This is a genomic window from Nonomuraea basaltis, from assembly GCF_005893125.1.
Taxonomy (GTDB): Bacteria; Actinomycetota; Actinomycetes; order Streptosporangiales; family Streptosporangiaceae; genus Nonomuraea; species Nonomuraea basaltis.
Genome location: NZ_VCJS01000016.1, coordinates 1 through 14,047 on the forward strand (window position 1 = coordinate 1; position 14,047 = coordinate 14,047).

At 68.3% G+C, this 14,047-nt stretch carries 15 protein-coding genes and 4 tRNA genes; 9 read left to right on the forward strand and 10 right to left on the reverse strand.

The window, feature by feature from the left end; genetic code table 11:
* Positions 1 to 354: 354 nt before the first annotated feature.
* The 5 genes from EJK15_RS09910 to EJK15_RS09930 form a co-directional block, all read right to left on the reverse strand.
* On the reverse strand, positions 355 to 717 hold the full coding sequence (locus EJK15_RS09910) for a hypothetical protein (protein ID WP_240776872.1): 363 nt from the start codon (positions 715 to 717) through the stop codon (positions 355 to 357).
* A 108-nt stretch (positions 718 to 825) separates the two neighbouring features.
* A tRNA-Phe gene (locus EJK15_RS09915) sits at positions 826 to 899 on the reverse strand.
* A gap of 5 nt (positions 900 to 904) precedes the next feature.
* Positions 905 to 979: transfer RNA gene (locus EJK15_RS09920), tRNA-Asp, on the reverse strand.
* 90 nt (positions 980 to 1,069) lie between these two features.
* Positions 1,070 to 1,142: transfer RNA gene (locus EJK15_RS09925), tRNA-Glu, on the reverse strand.
* Positions 1,143 to 2,648, reverse strand: coding sequence for a metallophosphoesterase family protein (locus EJK15_RS09930; protein ID WP_240776873.1), 1,506 nt, complete (start codon positions 2,646 to 2,648; stop codon positions 1,143 to 1,145).
* Between the two features lie 87 nt (positions 2,649 to 2,735).
* Here EJK15_RS09930 and EJK15_RS09935 point away from each other — a divergent pair, with 87 nt between their 5' ends.
* Together EJK15_RS09935 and EJK15_RS09940 are read left to right on the forward strand one after the other, a co-directional pair.
* On the forward strand, positions 2,736 to 3,086 hold the full coding sequence (locus EJK15_RS09935) for a metallopeptidase family protein (protein ID WP_206060751.1): 351 nt from the start codon (positions 2,736 to 2,738) through the stop codon (positions 3,084 to 3,086).
* Between the two features lie 109 nt (positions 3,087 to 3,195).
* Positions 3,196 to 4,479: an MFS transporter gene (locus tag EJK15_RS09940; protein ID WP_338089856.1), complete on the forward strand. Its 1,284-nt coding sequence runs from the start codon at positions 3,196 to 3,198 to the stop codon at positions 4,477 to 4,479.
* Here the strand turns inward: EJK15_RS09940 and EJK15_RS09945 are convergent, their stop codons facing one another.
* Positions 4,480 to 4,776 (reverse strand): PspC domain-containing protein, encoded by a 297-nt coding sequence (locus EJK15_RS09945; protein ID WP_138710091.1) that lies wholly within the window; start codon positions 4,774 to 4,776, stop codon positions 4,480 to 4,482. It lies immediately after the preceding gene.
* Between the two features lie 91 nt (positions 4,777 to 4,867).
* Here EJK15_RS09945 and EJK15_RS09950 point away from each other — a divergent pair, with 91 nt between their 5' ends.
* From EJK15_RS09950 to EJK15_RS09960, 3 genes are all read left to right on the forward strand, one after another.
* Positions 4,868 to 6,022 (forward strand): acyl-CoA dehydrogenase family protein, encoded by a 1,155-nt coding sequence (locus EJK15_RS09950; protein ID WP_138710092.1) that lies wholly within the window; start codon positions 4,868 to 4,870, stop codon positions 6,020 to 6,022.
* A 71-nt stretch (positions 6,023 to 6,093) separates the two neighbouring features.
* Complete coding sequence (locus tag EJK15_RS77125; RefSeq protein ID WP_138710093.1) at positions 6,094 to 6,384, forward strand: TOBE domain-containing protein; 291 nt, start codon at positions 6,094 to 6,096, stop codon at positions 6,382 to 6,384.
* A 56-nt stretch (positions 6,385 to 6,440) separates the two neighbouring features.
* Positions 6,441 to 6,516: transfer RNA gene (locus EJK15_RS09960), tRNA-Lys, on the forward strand.
* 109 nt (positions 6,517 to 6,625) lie between these two features.
* On the opposite strand, the gene EJK15_RS09965 is transcribed toward EJK15_RS09960, so the two are convergent.
* Entirely contained in the window at positions 6,626 to 7,021 is a 396-nt protein-coding gene (locus tag EJK15_RS09965) for a tyrosine-type recombinase/integrase (RefSeq protein WP_138710094.1), read from the reverse strand.
* A 343-nt stretch (positions 7,022 to 7,364) separates the two neighbouring features.
* Here EJK15_RS09965 and EJK15_RS09970 point away from each other — a divergent pair, with 343 nt between their 5' ends.
* A complete protein-coding gene (locus tag EJK15_RS09970) occupies positions 7,365 to 7,949 on the forward strand; it encodes a recombinase family protein (RefSeq protein ID WP_138710095.1) in 585 nt (194 codons plus the stop codon).
* A gap of 235 nt (positions 7,950 to 8,184) precedes the next feature.
* On the opposite strand, the gene EJK15_RS09975 is transcribed toward EJK15_RS09970, so the two are convergent.
* Positions 8,185 to 8,613: a MerR family transcriptional regulator gene (locus tag EJK15_RS09975; RefSeq protein ID WP_240776874.1), complete on the reverse strand. Its 429-nt coding sequence runs from the start codon at positions 8,611 to 8,613 to the stop codon at positions 8,185 to 8,187.
* Between the two features lie 61 nt (positions 8,614 to 8,674).
* Between EJK15_RS09975 and EJK15_RS09980 the strand changes: the two genes are divergently transcribed.
* The 3 genes from EJK15_RS09980 to EJK15_RS09990 all read left to right on the forward strand — a co-directional run bounded on the left by EJK15_RS09980 (position 8,675) and on the right by EJK15_RS09990 (position 11,732).
* Complete coding sequence (locus EJK15_RS09980) at positions 8,675 to 9,619, forward strand: NAD(P)/FAD-dependent oxidoreductase (RefSeq protein ID WP_138710096.1); 945 nt, start codon at positions 8,675 to 8,677, stop codon at positions 9,617 to 9,619.
* A gap of 2 nt (positions 9,620 to 9,621) precedes the next feature.
* Complete coding sequence (locus tag EJK15_RS09985; protein WP_138710097.1) at positions 9,622 to 11,223, forward strand: MDR family MFS transporter; 1,602 nt, start codon at positions 9,622 to 9,624, stop codon at positions 11,221 to 11,223.
* A 209-nt stretch (positions 11,224 to 11,432) separates the two neighbouring features.
* Positions 11,433 to 11,732: a hypothetical protein gene (locus tag EJK15_RS09990; RefSeq protein WP_138710098.1), complete on the forward strand. Its 300-nt coding sequence runs from the start codon at positions 11,433 to 11,435 to the stop codon at positions 11,730 to 11,732.
* A 37-nt stretch (positions 11,733 to 11,769) separates the two neighbouring features.
* On the opposite strand, the gene EJK15_RS09995 is transcribed toward EJK15_RS09990, so the two are convergent.
* The gene (locus EJK15_RS09995; RefSeq protein WP_138710193.1) at positions 11,770 to 12,954 is read right to left on the reverse strand and encodes a PqqD family protein; all 1,185 of its coding nucleotides are present in this window, start codon (positions 12,952 to 12,954) and stop codon (positions 11,770 to 11,772) included.
* Positions 12,951 to 14,015: a ThiF family adenylyltransferase gene (locus tag EJK15_RS10000; protein ID WP_138710099.1), complete on the reverse strand. Its 1,065-nt coding sequence runs from the start codon at positions 14,013 to 14,015 to the stop codon at positions 12,951 to 12,953. Before EJK15_RS10000 ends, EJK15_RS09995 begins: the two co-directional genes overlap by 4 nt.
* Positions 14,016 to 14,047: the final 32 nt, after the last annotated feature.

Consider the following 14,047-nt stretch of genomic DNA (forward strand, 5'->3'; position numbering starts at 1 on the left):
CCCTGAAGCAGCTCCCAGCGATCAAACTAATCAACGGCCTCACCCGCGCCATAGAAGAACCGACGTCGGCGGGCAACCCGCACCCATTTTCCCGCCTGAGCGGCGTCCCGGCAGGGACAGGGGAACTAATCAGTGGCATAACGAAAGGCCCGGCTCCATGTTCTGGAACCGGGCCTTCCCACCTACTGGAGATGAGGGGATTCGGACCCCTGACCCCTTCGATGCGAAGCCATCTACGCGCATGCCTCCCTCGACGAGAAGCGCAGAGCCCTCGGCAAGCTCGGTGATGCCCTGTCCTGAGGACTCCAGCAGCACCCTGCGTGCTGCTCGGCGTAAGCCTGTGGAGGCGGATGCCTATTGCGACCGGGCCTCTAGGCGTTCTCGCTCAGCGAGGAACTCGTCGAGCAGTTCAAAGAGAACCTCGATGACCCGAGACTCCTCTTCCGGGGTTAGCTCCCACTTCTTCCAGCCATCGGGAAGGGCGATATGGCGCACCTGCCCATGCCAGCCATGGTTGCAGTCCTGGCCCCGCCGAGCCACCAGCCATTCTCGCCACCCCTGCAGTCCTGGGCCTCCATGGCGCCGCGCGTGCTGGTCGTAGCCATCGAGGAACCCTTCGAGCCCGGCAAGCCTCGAGCCTCCTACGAACATGCCCAGCCGCTTGGCCACGTGAGTGAAGTACTCACGCTCACTCATCCCTGCCAGATCCACGGTCACCCACATGCTGGATACGGGTGGCTCTATTGTCGTCAGCGCTGTCGTCAGAACAACAAAAACGCCCCGGAGCGATCTTCGCTTCGGGGCATCTTGGCTGGTCAGTTGCTGTGGTCAGGGGCGGGGTCGAACCGCCGACCTTCCGCTTTTCAGGCGGACGCTCGTACCAACTGAGCTACCTGACCCAGAGCGGTCCTGACGGGACTTGAACCCGCGACCTCCACCTTGACAGGGTGGCGAGCACTCCAAACTGCTCTACAGGACCTTGCGTTTCTTGCTGTTTGCGCTCGCTTAGCTTACCAGCTCTCCGGTGGTCTTCGACCAGCCGTTTTTCCAGTACGCCAGACGCTCGCAGTGCCCCCAACGGGATTCGAACCCGTGCCGCCGCCTTGAAAGGGCGGTGTCCTAGGCCGCTAGACGATGGGGGCTCAGGATTCCCTGTCGCCTTCCGTCGGAGACCTCTGAAGCATAGGGGACGATCGCCCTTGATGCCAAAGTGGCGGACCGGCGGCCGGCGACGCAGTGCCAGTGACCGATCCCGTTGGCGACGGGGCGCTCGTTGGCTCTGGGGAAATCATACGTTGTGGGTCGGGCTCCACGTGACGCTGGATGTACACCGACTGCTCCCCCAGGCCGCCCAGCGTGATGTCGTCCCAGGCCTGCAGGCGTTTGGTCTCCCGGTCGAAGTACAAGACCGAGGCCTGGACCGGGGTGGGCTGGGAATGTTCGAGGGCGCGCAGGCCGGCGCCGCCCGTGGACCCCTGGATGAGCATGCGGGTGCCCGTCGGGAACATGGTCGTCTTGCGGTCGTGGGTGTGGCCGGTGAGGATCATGGGCGTCGCGCCGGTGAAGCCCTTGGCGATGTCCGGATCGTGTACGGCGATCAGGTCCGGCTTGCCGACGCTGCCGAGATGGGACCGGGCGAATTGCGCGAGAACCGCCGGGTCCGAGTTGACCGGAACGGACAGGTCCGGGGTGAAGCGGGGGTCGCCCAGGCCGTAGATCGTCAGGCCGGCCACCTCCCGCGACTGGTTGTCGAGGACGACGGCGTTCTTCTGCTTCGCGACGGCCTTCTGGGTGGTCATGGAGTCGTGATTGCCGCGTACGTACACGTACGGAACCCCGAGGCGGCCGATCTCGTCGACGAACTTGTTCTCGGCCTTGGTGCCGTGGTCGGAAATGTCGCCCGTGTCGACGATCAGGTCCACGGCGAACTGGTCCTTGAGGGAGCTGATGACGTTCCAGGCGATCGGGTTGATGTGGATGTCGGAGACATGGAGGACCCGGATGGATTTGGGGTCGGCGTCGTACAGCGGCAGGGTGGAGACGGTGTCGTACAGCTTCGAGACGTTCGTGACGAGTTTGGTGAGCTGCGACCGGTACGACTCGAACCTCGTCACGATCGACTCCGCGCTGCCCACCAGGGACGGCGCGGCGGCGACCAGGCCCGAGTAGCGCGGCTCGACGAGCGAGCTCGGGCGGAAGGTGAGCGCGGCGAGCACGCCGGTCCCGGCGAGGGCCACAGAGGCGGCCAGGAGGCCGAGCAGACCCACGCGAGGACGCCTGAAGACGAGCAGGCCCGCGATGAGCGCCCCGGCGCCGGCACACAGGAGCGAGCGGAGCACGAGGGCCCGTACGCCGTCGAGGAGGTCGTTCTCGATGAGCCCGGGGAGCCGGTCGGCCAGGCGCGGGTCCTCGAGGAAGGCCCTGGCGCGATCCTGGTCGATGTTCTCGAGCGTGATGCGGAGCCTGAGCGGAGCGTCGTGCGTACGGAACGTGAGCGTGCCGAGCGGGCTGGCGTCCACGACCGTCTCGCCGTTCCAGGCAGGCCGGAGTGACATGCCGGTCTCGACCGGGCCGACCTGGGCTCGTACGGTGCCGCTGAAGAAGATGCCCAGCCAGGCGCCCGCGGCGGCGACGAGGAGAACCGCCACCGCCTTTGACGCCCGTGACCGGATGATTGCCTTTGACCTGTGGAGGAACTTCATACAGTTTCTTGCTTACCCGACTGCGGGGGCAGAATGGCAAGCGTGATCGAGGTATCGCGGGACAAGTTCGAGGAACTCGTGGCAGAGGCGTTGGACACGATTCCCGCCGATCTCGCGCGCGCTATGAGCAATGTCGTCGTCGTTGTCGTCGATGATCCGCCAGAGCCCCACCTGCTCGGCTTGTACACCGGTGTCCCCCTCACGGAACGCGGCGACTGGTACTCAGGTGTCCTGCCCGACCGGATCGAGATCTACCGCAATCCGATCTGCCAGATTTGCGAGACGGAAGAGGACGTGATCGACGAGGTGCGCATCACGGTTGTCCACGAAGTCGGGCACCACTTCGGCATCGACGACGCCAGGCTCCACGAGCTGGGATGGTAACCCTTTGCTTTGGGTTCGCTTCTTTGGGTTGCGGCTTGCCAAGTGATCGGGCACCTTAGGTGACATAGCGAACACCGTGAGTCAGGCACAGCGGAGTCCAATGGGGGCCATGCGGGCGCGACGGCCGCCGGGACGGCATCGACGTGCGGAAACACAGCAAGCCACATATCGGGAAGTCATCGCCATCAGGGAGTTCCGGGCACTCTGGTACGGCCAGGGCCTGTCACTCCTCGGCGACCAGCTCGCGCAGGTCGCCCTCGCCGTGCTCGTCTACAACCGCACGCACTCGGCGCTGGCCACGGCGTCGGTGTACGCGCTGACGTATCTCCCGTCGATCGTCGGCGGGCCGCTGCTGGCGGGGCTGGCGGACCGGTTCGCGCGGCGGAGCGTCATGCTGACGTGCGACCTGATCAGGGCCGCGCTCGTGGCCGCCATGGCGCTGCCGGGCATGCCGTTCTGGGCGCTGTGCTCCCTCGTCTTCCTCGTGGTGCTGCTCAGCGCGCCGTTCTCGGCCGCACGGGCGGCGCTGTTGCCGGAGGTGCTCGCAGGCGACAAGTACGTCATCGGCTCGGCGCTGCAGAACATGACGAACCAGGCCGTGCAGATGCTCGGTTTCGCGGCGGGCGGAGCGATGATCGCCACGATGGGCCCGTACCGCGCTCTCGCCCTCGACGCGGCGACGTTCCTCGGCTCCGCGTTGATCCTGATCTCCGGCGTGCGCCGGCGTCCGGCCGCCAATGGCGACGCGACCAAGCCGTCCATGTGGACGATGACCCGGGCCGGGGCCCGGCTGGTGTTCGGCTCGAAGAAGCTGCGGACGCTCGTCCTGTTCGCCTGGTTGTGCGGCTTCTATGTGCTTCCCGAGGGCATCGCCGTGCCGTACGCGGCCAAGCTCTACACAGGTACGCTGCCGGTTCCCGTGATCACCGGGCTGCTGATGGCCGCGATGCCGACCGGGACGGTGGTGGGGGCGTTCCTGTTCAGCAGGTTCGTGTCACCGCCTCGGCGGCTGCGGCTCATGGGCTGGATGGCCATGCTGAGCTGCGCGCCCCTGGTCGTGACCGCGATGCGGCCGCCGCTCGCCGTGGTGCTGGCGGCGTGGGTCCTGTCGGGGATCGGCGGGGCTTACCAGCTCGCGGCCAATGCCGCCTTCGTCCAGACCGTACCGGCCGAACGTCGCGCCCAGGCGTTCGGCCTCGTGCAGTCGGGGCTGATGGCCGTCCAGGGGATCGGGATCCTGGCGGGCGGGTTCGCGGCGGAGAGACTCGGTCCTGAGCCGGTGGTCGCGCTGGCCGGGATCACCGGGGTCACCTGCGCGGCCGTGCTCGCCATGATCTGGACCGAGTCTCGGGGAGACAGGGCCGCCCGGGTACGGGCCCGGGCCGCCGCCTGATCACGACTGGGGCTTGTGCTCGCCGCTCCAGTCGGTCGGCGTGCTGCGGTTCTGCTGCTTGCTGATCAGGTCCTGGACGATGGAGGTGTCGCTGTTCTCGTCCGGCATGAGCAGCCAGCCGATCGCGTAGACGCCGACGCCCAGGCCGCCGAACAGCGTCGCGATCGCCATCGCGATCCGGATCATGTTGGCGTCGATGCCGACGTACTCGCCGATGCCGGAGCAGACACCCGCGACGATCCTGCCCTTGTGGGTCCGGCGCAGCTTCTTGACGTTGTACTCCTGGTATTCGCTCATGTCTCAAGACTGCCCCCGCACCCGGTGTTAGCACATCAGGATTCCCCCTGGTAGAACCCTGGTAACCCCCTATGCGACGAGAGGACCCACGATGGACGACCTGCTTCGCCTGGACGAGCGGCTCAACGCCGACCAGCGCCTGATCCGCGACACGGTCAGCTCCTTCGTCTCCGACCGCGTCCTCCCGTACGTGGGGGACTGGTTCGAGGAGGGTGTCTTCCCGGCGCGGGAGCTCGCGCCCGCGCTCGGCTCGCTCGGGCTCCTCGGCATGCACCTGGAGGGGTACGGCTGCGCCGGGACGGACGCGACCTCGTACGGCGTCGCGTGCCGGGAGCTGGAGGCCGCCGATTCGGGGCTGCGGTCGTTCGTATCCGTCCAGGGTTCGCTGGCCATGTACCCCATCTGGCGATACGGCTCGGATGAGCAGAAGGAGGAGTGGCTGCCCCGGATGTCGGCCGGTGAGGCGATCGGCTGCTTCGGCCTGACGGAGCCGGATCATGGGTCCGATCCCGCGAACATGCGGACATACGCCAAGAAGGATGGATCTGACTGGATCCTGAACGGCTCCAAGATGTGGATCACCAACGGCTCGATCGCCGACGTGGCCGTCGTCTGGGCCCAGACCGACGAGGGCATCCGCGGCTTCGTCGTACCGACCTCCTCCCCCGGCTTCTCCGCCCCTGAGATCCACAAGAAGCTCTCCCTAAGGGCCTCCGTCACCTCTTCTCTCTACTTCGACGACCTCCGCCTGCCCGCGTCGGCCGTCCTCCCGGGCGTCGCCGGCCTGAAGGGGCCGCTGTCGTGCCTGTCGGAGGCCCGCTTCGGCATCGTCTGGGGCGTCGTGGGCGCCGCCCGCGCCTGCCTCGAGGCCGCCGTGGAGTACGCGAAGACGCGGGTCCAGTTCGACAAGCCGATCGGCGCGTTCCAGCTGACGCAGGAGAAGCTGGCCTGGATGTACGTCGGCGTCGCCCAGGCCGGCCTCACCGCGCTGCATCTCGGCGAACTGAAGGACGCGGGGCGGCTGGAGCCCCGGCAGATCAGCTTCGGCAAGCTGGCCAACGTACGGGCGGCGCTGGACATCGCCCGCCAGGCCCGCTCGATCCTGGGCGGCAACGGGATCACGCTGGAATACCCGGTGATCAGGCACATGAACAACCTGGAGAGTGTGCTGACCTACGAGGGCACGCAGGAAATCCACACGCTGGTGCTCGGCGAGGCGCTCACCGGGATCGCCGCCTATCGTTGATCTGGTCGAGGTAGTTGTAGGCGGTCGCCCGGGAGACGCCGAGCCTCCGGCCGCGCGGTCGACCGCGCGCTTTGACGAAGTACGGCACGCCGCCGGCCCGGTCCTCCTGGGCGTCCGCGCGGAAAGGGTCACCATCAGCGCCTCTCCCCGGAGGTCTACGCGGCCAGATCGTGGTCGTGGAGCATCTCGGCGCCGAAACCGTCGTGGCCTTCACCCTGGGCGGCTCCCCAGATCTCCGCTACGTGCGCATGCCTGGGGGCGTCGCCCTCACTCCAGGCGCCGCATACAGGGTCGACGTGGACCTGAGCGGCGCGTCCTGGTTCGACCCGGAAACGGGCGCCCTCCTGGATCCGTTAGTGTGAGGGGCGGGAAACGGCGTCGCGTACTGGACGGTAATCTCTGTACCCTTGCTGTACATGGGGCGTTAGCTCAATTGGCAGAGCTGCGGACTTTTAATCCGTAGGTTCCGGGTTCGAGCCCCGGGCGCCCTACCACTCCTACCTGCAGGTTCACCCACCCCCTTGATCAAAGAATCAAGAGATGGGTCATAGCTGGGTCACGTCTGGGGCAAACCGACACCACGAGACCTTTCCGGCGAAGCGCTCAGCGTGGCGGCCGGTTCGTGGGACGACGCCGGAGATGGATCGTCCGCTTCTGCTTCTGCTTCTGCAGCCTATGACCTGTTCTTCGCGCTGTCGTGAGCACCAGGCGTGCCGTGGCCTCCGCCGCCGCGTGATGGAGCTCGGGCAGGACCGAGGTGTAGGTGTCGGAGGTCAGCACGATACTGGCATGCCCGAGCTGACCCTGGACCGTACGCAGATCCACGCGCGCGGCCAACGCTGTGGAGGCCGCGCCGTGCCGCAGGTCGTGCAGCCGTACTGGCGGCAGGCCGCTGGCGGCCACCAAGTACCGGAACCGGTAGGTCAGGTAGTCCGGTCGTACTGGTTGGCCGATCGATCTGGCAAACGGGAGAAGACGCAGTTCGCAGGCAGTGAGCATGCAGGGTGAGGAGGATTCGGCGCCCTCAACTCAAGAACTGTTGCTTAGACAGGCCTTCTACGACGACACCCTCGAAGAGACCGACGACGGCTATGAGGAAGTGGAGGGCGATCGAGTCTGTAAGTCACCCGATCCGGGCCATTGCTCAGAATCGAATCCGACACACCCGGAGAGCCGCGTCCACGAGCCAAGGACCAGGAGCGGCCGTGTCCGTAAGGGGTTCCTCCACCGGACACCCGCGGTGATCACTGATCGAGAGAGCCGACCTGGCGCAACCTTGTCTCATTAAGGCCGTACGGTGAACTGTCCGGTGATGGGGGGCTAAACGTTACACTCAGGGTCCATGAGCGACACCCTCACCGGCTACGCCAGATGCAGCCTCGACAAACAGGACCTCACCGCCCAACGCGAGATCCTCCAAGGCCTCGGCGTCCCCGACGGCCGCATCTACCTCGACCACGGACTCACCGGCACCAACCGGGACCGCCCCGGACTCGACCAGGCACTCGCCGCCGTCCGCTCCGGCGACACCCTCGTCGTCCCTAAACTCGACCGCCTCGCCCGCTCCGTCCCCGACGCCCGCGACATCGGCGACACCCTCGTCACCCGCGGCGTGAAGCTGTCGCTGGGCGGCAGCATCTACGACCCCAGCGACCCCATGTCCAAGATGTTCTTCAACATGCTCGCCGTGTTCGCCGAGTTCGAGGTCGACCTCCTGCGGATGAGAACCCGCGAGGGCATGGCCATCGCGAAGGCCAAGGGCAAGCTCCGCGGCAAACAGCCCAAACTGTCGGCCCGCCAGCAGGCCGAACTCCGCCGCATGCACGACGGCGGCGAGTACACCATCGCCGACCTCGCCGAGGTGTTCTCCGTCTCCCGCCCCACCGTCTACCGCGTCCTCGAACGCACCCGAACACCCGAGGCGTGAACACCCGAGAAGCCGCGTCAGCGCTGTGCGATGGAACAGGAACGTACGCCAAGCGACCTCACCCACCCGCGTTCACGCACCACGGCTGACCTGCGCGAACGGGCTTAGCGTACGTTTTCGTACCGCCACACTCCGAACCCCGTTGCCGCGGAGCGGCTCTCAGCCAGGCTGTGGCTCGCGGATCACGTTCCGCAGCGGGCCGCCGAGGCCTTCTGGCGGGAGGCAAGGCGGTGTTTCAGATCGCGCAGCCGTCCTTGGCGAGGTTGTGGAGTCCCGCCGCGCTCTCCGCCATCCGCCGGTAGTCAGGACATTGGGTGAAGTCGTCTGCGGTGCACTGCATAAGGTGCTCGATCAGCGCCTTGGAGGCCGATATCTCCTGTAGCCGGTGTTCCAGTTCCGCGTGGTGCCGCTGGAGGAGGGCCTGGCGCTCGACCTGGCCGGAGACGGTGAGGATCTCCCGGATTTGCTCCAGGCTCATGCCCGCTGCCTTGGCGCGAACGATTGTCAGGACGCGTACAACGTGGTCGCGGGTGTAGCGGCGGCGGCCGTTGACTCTGGTGGCGGGGGCCAACAAACCCATGGCCTCCCAGTGGCGCAGGACATGCGGGGCAAGGTCGAACTGCTCCGCGAGTTCCCCGATCTGCATCCAGTCGCTTGACTTCATGTTGACATTAACTTGCAGACTTGCCTTCACGTCAAGCGATCACGCTTTATGGAGGCAAGAGATGTTCGACGTCATCATTGTCGGGGGAGGCCCGGCCGGCATGGCCGCCGCGCTGGCCCTGGGACGAGTTCACCGGACGGTGCTACTGGTCGACGCCGGAGAAGGCCGCAACATCGTCGCCGAGACCGTGCACAACTTCCTCACCCGGGACGGCACGCCACCCGCCGAGTTGCGCAAGCTCGGCCGTGAGGAACTGGCCGGGTACCCGGCGGTGCAGACAAGGACGGGGACGGTCACCGACGTCCGCGTGCTGGACGGGGACGGCTTCCAGCTGGATCTGTCCGGAGGTGGGACGGTGGAGGGGCGGCGGCTGCTGTTGGCCACCGGGCTGACCGATGAGCTTCCCGGCCCGCGCGGGGTGCAAGCGCTGTGGGGCCGTTCCGCCTTCCACTGCCCCTACTGCCACGGCTACGAATGCACCGGCAAGCAGGTCGCCGTGCTCGGCACGGATCCGGCCCGAGTACGGCTGGCGCTGCAGCTGAGCCAGTTCGCCGCCGACGTCGCGCTCTGCACCGGCGGCCAGCCGCTCGACCCCGCGGCGCAGGCGACGCTGGAAAGGCACGGTGTCGGCGTGCGTTGCGAGGCCGTCGCCCGCCTGGAGGGGACGGACGGACGGTTGGAACAGATCGTGTTCGAGACCGGCCCATCTCTGGTCAGGGACGCGGTGTTCGTCGTCAATGTGCCGCGCCAGCGCTCCGACCTCGCCGCCCGCCTCGGCTGCGCGACCTTCGCCGACGGGTGCGTGGAGGTGAACGAGTTCGGCCAGACCAGCGTGCCCGGCGTGTGCGCCGCAGGTGACATGGCGCGCCGGGCCAGCGTGCCGGTGCCGATGGCCGCGGTCATCGCCGCGGCGGCCGGCGGCACCGTCGCCGCAGCGGTCATCGACCAGGACCTGCTGAGCGCCGATTTCGACCTGCCCAGCCCGTTCGCGCAGGCAAGGGGCTGATCATGGTGTCCGCGGATCTCACGCAGACCGCCTCCGGCGTCCCGTCGAAGGGCGGCAGCAATGTGCCGCTCGCCACGGCCGGCCTGTTGATCGGCATGCTGCTGTCGGTGCTGGACCAGACGGTGGTGGCCATCGCCCTGCCCGACATCGCCGCCGACCTGGGCGGCATGGACGCGATCGGCTGGGTCGTCACCTCCTACGTGCTGGCCTCGACTGCGGCCGGAGCCCTGTACGGCCGCCTCAGCGACCGGTTCGGCCGGCGTACGGTGTTCCTCACCGCGGTCGCCGTCTTCGTCGCGGGCTCCGCACTGTGCGGCCTGGCCCAGACGATGCCCCAGCTGATCGCCGCCAGGACCTTCCAGGGCATCGGGGCCGGAGCGCTGTTCGTGCTGCCCACCATCGCGCTGTCCGAGCTGTACCCACCCCGTCTGCGCGGCCGGATCCAGGGTTTCACCGGTGGCGTCTTTGCGCTGGCCAGCGTGGGCGGCCCGCTCGCTGGCGGCGCGATCACCGACGCCTGGGGCTGGCGCTGGATCTTCTACATCAACCTGCCGCTCGGCCTGCTCGCCATGGCGCTGGTCGCGTTCGCGCTGCGGCTTCCCAAGACCGGCGGGGACGGCAGGATCGACCTCGCCGGGGGCGTGTTGATCGCGGGCGCGATGGTGAGCCTGCTGCTGGTGGCCGAATGGGGCGGCCGCACGTACGCGTGGAACTCCGGCGTGATCCTCACGCTGATCGCTGCCTTGGTAGTGCTGGGAGCGCTGTTCGTGTGGCGGGAACGACGCGCGGCCAACCCGCTGCTGCCGCTGCGGCTGTTCGCCGACCCCACCCTGCGCGTCGCGCTGCCCGCCACTGCGCTGCTCGGCGCGCTGCTCGGCGGATCGATCGTCTACCTGCCCACCTACCTGCAGGCCACCTACGGCATGGGAGCCACCCAGGCGGGGCTGGCGCTCAACCCGTACGTCCTGACGTTCATGGTGGTCTCCTCGCTGGCCGGCACCCGCATCGGCGCCAGCGGCCGGTTCAAGCCCTACCTGCTCGCCGGCTCACTGATCGCGGTCCTGGGATTCGCCCTGCTGAGCCTGCTTCAGCCCGACACCCCCTATGCCCTGCTCGCCGTAGAGATCGGCGTGCTCGGCGTCGGCTTCGGGCTGCTGATGCAGAACCTCGTGGTCGTCGCGCAGAACGCCGTCTCCCCTGCGGACCTGGCCGCCACCACCTCCGCCGCGGTGTCCGTCCGCGGCCTGGGCCTCTCGCTCGGCGTGGCCCTCTTCGGCAGCCTCCTCACCCGCGAACTCCAAGGGCAGGCCCCGGGCCCGCAGGCGACCGCCGCTGCCATCCCGGACGTGTTGTTCTGGGGCGCGCCGGCCGCCCTCGTCCTGGTGGCGTTGCTGGCGCTGCTGCCCCGCACCGTCAACAGGGGCCCCCGCTCGGGTCCGTGTCACCAGACGCAAAGTAACGTTGAGCGACTGTCATCACTCTGCGTGGTCGCGAGATCGGTCATCTCTAGCGGCCGTGCGGCCATCCGGTCAGGGGTAGGGGCACGGACAGAGCCGATTCCGGCGAAACGTACGGTCCCGCGCGGGCCAGTCTCCAAGTTCTGACAGTGCACGCCAAGGGGGAGCAGGCAGCGATGGCGCCAGGAATGTCCGTGGATCTACCTGACGGGAACGATGACGAGGAGATCGAGAATTCGGGCAGGGTGTAGGGCTGTTCCACCCACGCCAGGCGGCAGCGGCGGCAGATGCGGTAGTCGAGCATCGACCAGGAGAGGTACGCCCTGCTGTTCACCTACCAGCTCCTGCGCCTGGCGATGGCCGACGCCACCGGCACCCGACCCGAGATCGACCCTGACCGGGCCAGCTTTACCATCGCCCTGCACAGCGCCCGCGACCTGGTCATCCAAGCCGCGGGCGTCATCGCCGACGCCGTCATCGACCTGGCCGGCACCATCGGCAGCCACGTCCTGACCGCCCTCATGCCGGCCAGGCGCATCCGGACCCGACCCCGCGTCATCAAACGCGCGATCTCCAAGTACAACGCCAAAGGCACCGTCGACCGGACCAGCTACAAAGCCACCATCAGTATCGACATCCTCACCACGGACCCTTGACCCATGGCCCCAGCCCCTTAACTACACGGCATTGGATCTAGGCCGGCCTGGCGTGCCGCTCCCGTACGGCCAGCCACGCGGCGACAGCCCACGGCGCCAGCACGATCGCGAGGCAGCCGAGCGCGTACCAGAAGCGCCCCGCACCCGGCCCGGCGGCCAGCCCCGCGGCGGCCCACTGCGTGAGGCCGGTGAGCACCGGCAGCACGAAGAGGCCGATCCAGGCGGTCACCACGAGCACACCGGCCAGCCAGAGCCAGCGGAACCAGCGCCCCGCTCGCAGGTCGCGCGGATCGGCGGCGGCCAGTTCGGCGGTCTGCGCGGGGCTGAGGCCGCTGAAGGGCCCGCCCAAGGGGAGGCCCAGCCGTCCCAAGGCCTGACGGCGCAGCAGTGTCTGGACCCGCCACAGGTCCTTGCAGCCCAGCCAGGTGATCAGCACCCCGTAGAGGTCGGTACGCAGGAAGATCATGCACTGCCAGGCGATCTGGAAGATCAGCACGTAGGTCAGCGCCGCCAGGACGGGCGGCTCCGACGTCAGCCGCAACGCGAAGGTGATCGCCAGCAGCAGGGAGTCGACGGCGAGCCCGGCCAGGAGCGGTCCGTACCGCAGGCGCCGGGGCACGGACCACAACTGCGACAGGTCGGTCTCGAAGACCACGAACACCATCCGCCTGTCCACGCCGAACCGCGCCGGGATTCCCAGCGCGCGGGCCGCCAGCCAGTGCCAGCATTCGTGCAGCGCCGCCACGGCGAGGAACATCGGATAGAGCAGGACGGCGCTGAGGCCCACGTCGGCGAAGAAGACGTCACGCCCGGGGTCGGGCCGCAGCCCGGGGACGAGGATCAGGACGCCCACGTTGAAGACGGCGGCGAGCCCGTACACGGTCCAGGCGACCCGTCCGAACAGCGGCGCGACCTGTTCCCGCCGAACCCCGAACAGCCAGCGCCTGCCCTGGATGGGCGCGGTCGGGGCGGGAGCGCGTTCGCCGTCGTCGACGAATCCCAGCTCCCGCAGCGCCTCCACGAACGCGGGCACGTCGACGGGCTCTCCGGCGTACTCCTCGGCTTGCTTGGCCGCCTCCTCCACGCTCGTACCGGCCTGCAGGGCGGTGATCACCACGCCGCCGACGGGTGGGATGGCGATGAACGTGCCCGTCGCCGGATCGCCGAGGAGCACCTCGTCGCCCTCGTCCACCAGGCTCAGCGGGCGCAGCCGGACGGTCATGGTCCGCACACGGGGCAGTCGGGCGTGGTGGCGAAGGGCTGGCGCTCCGGCTGGAGGCCGGTGCGCAGGTCGAGCTTGACGAAGCACCCGGCCGCGACCGGCGGCTCGAATCCCGTGAGGTAGCGCAGCGCCTCGTACGCCACCAGCGAGCCGATCTGCATGGCCAGCGGGCCGATCAGCGTGTTCGTGACCGTGATGGCGGCTCTGTTGCGCTCGAAGAAGCCTTCGGCGGACGCGTCCCCGAGGTCGGCGCGGTTCTCCCAGTCGCACCGCACGCAGGCGCTCTTGCCCGGGTCGACGGAGTAGTACATGACCTGGGAGCGCGTCATGCCGCCCACCACGATGGGCACGCCCGCGCGGACGGCCGCCTCGTTGACCCACAGGTGCGCCTCGGGGTGCCCGTCGAGCCCGCCCGCGATGAGATCGACGCCGTCGAGGAGGTCCTTGAGGTCGTCGGGGCCGGTGATCCAGCGGTCGACGGCGCGGACCTCGATGGACGGGTCGTACTCGCGTACCCATTCGGCCGCCCGGTCCACCTTGGACCGGCCGATGTCGGCGTGGCGGTAGAGGAACTGCCTGGCGAAGTTGCGTGGTTCGACCTCGTCGCGGTCGACCAGCGTGAGTCTGCCGACGCCGAGCCCCGCCAGGGACTGCACGAGCGACGAGCCGCCGCCGCCCACTCCGAGCACGAGCACGTGAGCCGCGCGCAGGCGGCGTAGGTACTCGGCTCTCGGCCGGTCGAGGCCGGAGAAGGTGCCGAAGAAGGCGAGGTTGGAGTGGTGGCGCCGGTCCAGTTCGGGGTCGCCCAGCCATCGGTGGTCCTCGTACTCGACCAGGCCCAGCGAGTCCAGTGCGTCCAGCGCGTCGGCGATGTCCGCTTCGGACACCGCGAGCGAGCGGGCCAGTTCCCCGGGGCTGCGCGGTTCCCGGCGCAGCTCGGCGAACAGGGCGGCCACCTGGCCGTCCGGGTCCCCCAGGGTGATCACTTCGCGCGGGTCGAAGAGGACGAGCAGTTCGTCGTCCCTCGACTCCCACAGGCAGTCCTTCAGCACAACCCGCATCGCATCTCCTCACTGTGGAGGCGGGGACGGAT